We start from the raw sequence: 3,686 nt of genomic DNA, 5'->3' as shown, positions 1-3,686 counted from the left end.
GGATTTACATTAGGAAATGAAGTTGAAGTTCTAATAACAAGACTTTTTGAAAGGTCTACAGGGCTTGTTGATATCGAAGCAGAGAAAACATTATATGAAGTGGTTGAGATTTGTGTATAAATGGATGAGGTAGAAACACTTGTTGGAATGCTAAATTTTGAAGCTTGGTCTTGCCCTCCATCTATAAGTATTTCTATTTGTGTATTTGCGCCAACATAAGCGTTCCCAAGCGTTAATGTAATTGTAATTTTATTTGGGACATTTATTGAGTTAGGACTTAGATTGATACTTATACTATCGGCTGCAGCAACATTACTTAATAAAGCAAAAGAAGAAAACATAACAGATAAAACTAAAAGAATAATTAATACCTTTTTCATATTAACCTCCTTAAAAATCTCCTCATTATACCACAAAATTAAGGTGCAGGATATGTAATAGTAATCTTTCTAAGCGTTCCATCCCATTCCACCTTTGCACCCAATTGTTCCGAAACAAATCTAACAGGAAGCATTGTTCTTCCATTTATAATTTTAGGTGTAACTTTTGTATTATTTGGATCAATCCAAGTAAGCACTCCATTAACCCGTGCTTGCGGTTTATCAATCCAAAGTTCAAGAGTCTTATTGCCAAGCATTATTGTAACTTTCCTTTCTGTCCCATCCCACGAAATTGAGCCACCAAATTTTTCAATAATAGGTCTAATCGGGACAAGAGTTCTCCCTTCGACTATGACAGGAGGAGAGTCAAGAGTAATAACGCTTCCATCAGAAGAAGTTAATTTATTTGACCCAACAAAAAGGGTAAGCACTATGGTCTTTACGTATGTTACTTTTAATGTTTTAAGAGAAACATTGCCTGCAAAATCATATGCTTTAATATCAATACTGTTTTCACCTGGGACAAGCACCAACGTATACGAGAAGTTACCATTGTCATCAAATTGAACTATATTACCATTAATCGTGAGTTTAAAAACACCTGATTCGTTATCCAAGACCCTTCCAGAAATAACAATGGAAGGAGCGTTAACTTCTGTACCATCTTGAGGAAAATTTATTATTAGAGTAGGAGGATTGTTGTCACTATAAATTGTTCCAATATATACTCCCCTGTCAGTTCCCACATAGAGAGTCCCGTCCTTCAAAGAAACTACGGAATAAACCATTGTATTTTTGGCTAAATCTCCGAATGGTTCAAAATTCAAGCACCCATCTTTTGAAACATACAATCCACCTGTTGTTCCAAGATAAATAATCGAGGGATTGTTTTTGTCTGACGAAAGTGTTGTAGGATTCAATGCTTTAACATTTGTGTTAATAATATTAAATGTTTTCCCAAAGTCATTTGATTTATAAATTGCATTTGAAGTTAAAATATATACACTCCCATCGCTTGGCGCAGCAATTCCATAAATTGGAAGATCAGTAAATGAAGTTACCCTGGTGATATGCGAACCTGAATCTTTGCTTACAAAGAGACCAGAATCTCCCCCTGCAAAGAGATATTTAGGATTCATCTCTGAAAAGGTAAGCGCAAAAAACTCACCTTGTATTTCTAATTGAGACCAACTTTTCCCATTATCAGTTGAATGCATTATACCATATTTTGTTCCTGCAAACATTGAATTAGGTATTGTTGGATCTATTGCAAAAGAGTGCGGATTTGCACCAAAGAGTGCTCCGCTTAAATAGGACCATGAAGTATCGTTTGACATTTTTACAAAAAGCCCTAAGTTTGAATGTGCATAAATATAATTGTAATTAGAATCATATCCTAAAGCTTTTATATCCAATAACCCAAGGTTCTTATTTTGATAAGAAAAAGATCCATTTTCATAAATTCCAAAGCCAAAATTTGTGCCTACATAAATTTTCCCAAAGCCAACCCCCATAGGTATTCCATCGCTAATATAAGTGTTCGACATTGGAGAATATAAGTTATTCCAGGTTTCTCCAGAATCGTTACTTTGTAAAATGGCATTTCTCGTAATTGCAAGGATTAAACGATCATCGAAAGAGTCAATATAGCTTTTAAGGTAAGAACCGTTTCTTAATAAACCAAAATGGTCGCCATAATCATAAGTTCTATACAATCCTGTTGAAGTTGAAACATACAAAAGATACGGTTTCTTCGAATGTTGTGTAATTCCATAAACTGCACCGCTAATTCCATTATTCAATAGAAGCCAGTTTTCGCAACCATCAATTGACTTGTATAAACCCTTATCAGTTCCTATATAGTATGAATCTTTCATTGAGTAATCTTTTAAAAAACACAAGACATTTATATTTGATATGTCTTTATTTGCTGCTTCAAAAGTTACTCCACCATCGGTGCTCTTATACACCCCATCATCAGTACCCACTAACACAAAATTAGGATCATTAGAATCTACATATATAGAATAAACTTTTCTTGGAAGATTTGTATTAAAAGTAAAAGTGAGTCCAGAATCACTGCTTTTAAACAGTCCTTTTGCTGTTCCAACATAAATGAGTGACGGTTTACCTTTTACTGTCTTTATAGCATTAATCTGTAAATAAGTTTTTGTATAACCTGGTATATTTATCTCAAATCCTTTTCCAATCCAGCGCCAAGTTTTTCCAGAATCTTGTGAAACAAAAATGCCTTCATTAACGGTTCCTAAATATACAATATTAGGGTTGTTTGCGTCAATTTCAATACAAGTTACATTTGTTCCATACAAGCCATCATTTACAGGAGTAAATTTATAGTAAGTCCCAGCCGTTGCGCTCTTAACGTCAACAGTCAATCCAAAAGCAAGAATCAACATTAGAATTATCGCAATTATTTTTTTCATTTCTTCACCTCCTTTGTTAATTATAAAAAATATTGAGGATTTGGCAAACTAATTTTTATTAAAACTATTTATTTCAAAAATTTTTGCCTTTTGAAAGTTCTTCCAATAATTCAAAAGTAGCCATTCCAAAACAGATTTCTGTTTCTCATTCCAAAGGTTATTTCTTTTTGTCATTCCGAAGGCTACTCTTATTCGTGATTCTGAAGCCGCCTATTTGTCATTCCGAAGCCGCCTATTTGTCATTCCGAAGTCGGTTTTTCCGTGTCATTCCGAGAGCAATTCTCATTTGTCATTCCGAAGGCTTTAGCCTGAGGAATCTCCTCTGTTTCGGGGGAGTATTGAGGGGGGTTGTTGCCCCCTCAAAATATGGAGATTTCTCACTTCCTTCGAAATGACAATCATTGGAAGGGGGGCACCCCCTTTCTAACTTACCCCCAAGGCAAAATTATTATCTGGTGGAGTATTGATGGGACTTGAAAATCTCCCCCAAAGACTAATTATAAACCTCTTTTTTGGGTAAAGTTGTAGGAGGGCGGGACATTCCTACAAATAAAAAAAGCCCCGCACGAAGCGGGGCTCATCAAAAAATATCTCAGGATCTACTGAGAAAGAGTGATGGTTACAATCCTGTTGACACCATCCCACGAAACTGTTGCGCCGAGGCCTTCGCTTATTACACGAAGAGGAACCATTGTCCTTCCGTTCTTAATATACGGAGGAGCGTTCAGAAGAATTACGTTTCCGCTTACTACTGCCGAGCCATTTCCAATCTGCAGGCCAACGCTGTTGTTGCCAAGAGTCATTGTGACTCCCTGTGTTTCAGGAATCCATGTAACATTCGCGCCAAGCGCTTCGCTGATAG

General features: G+C 35.9%; 3 protein-coding genes. All 3 read right to left on the bottom strand.

The features are described from left to right. Positions 1–380: hypothetical protein (locus ACP5SP_RS07560; RefSeq protein ID WP_428076427.1), on the bottom strand; the 380-nt coding region annotated here is incomplete at its 3' end. 38 nt (positions 381–418) lie between these two features. Further along, complete coding sequence (locus tag ACP5SP_RS07555) at positions 419–2,824, bottom strand: stalk domain-containing protein (protein WP_428076425.1); 2,406 nt, start codon at positions 2,822–2,824, stop codon at positions 419–421. 599 nt (positions 2,825–3,423) lie between these two features. Further along, positions 3,424–3,686 (bottom strand): copper amine oxidase N-terminal domain-containing protein (locus ACP5SP_RS07550; RefSeq protein WP_428076423.1); only part of this gene is annotated, 263 nt, incomplete at its 5' end.

It is taken from the genome of Caldisericum sp., from assembly GCF_049967455.1.
Classification (GTDB): domain Bacteria; phylum Caldisericota; class Caldisericia; order Caldisericales; family Caldisericaceae; genus Caldisericum; species Caldisericum exile_A.
Note: the sequence above shows the minus strand (reverse complement) of the source record. Positions and strands in the feature narration are given on the sequence as shown.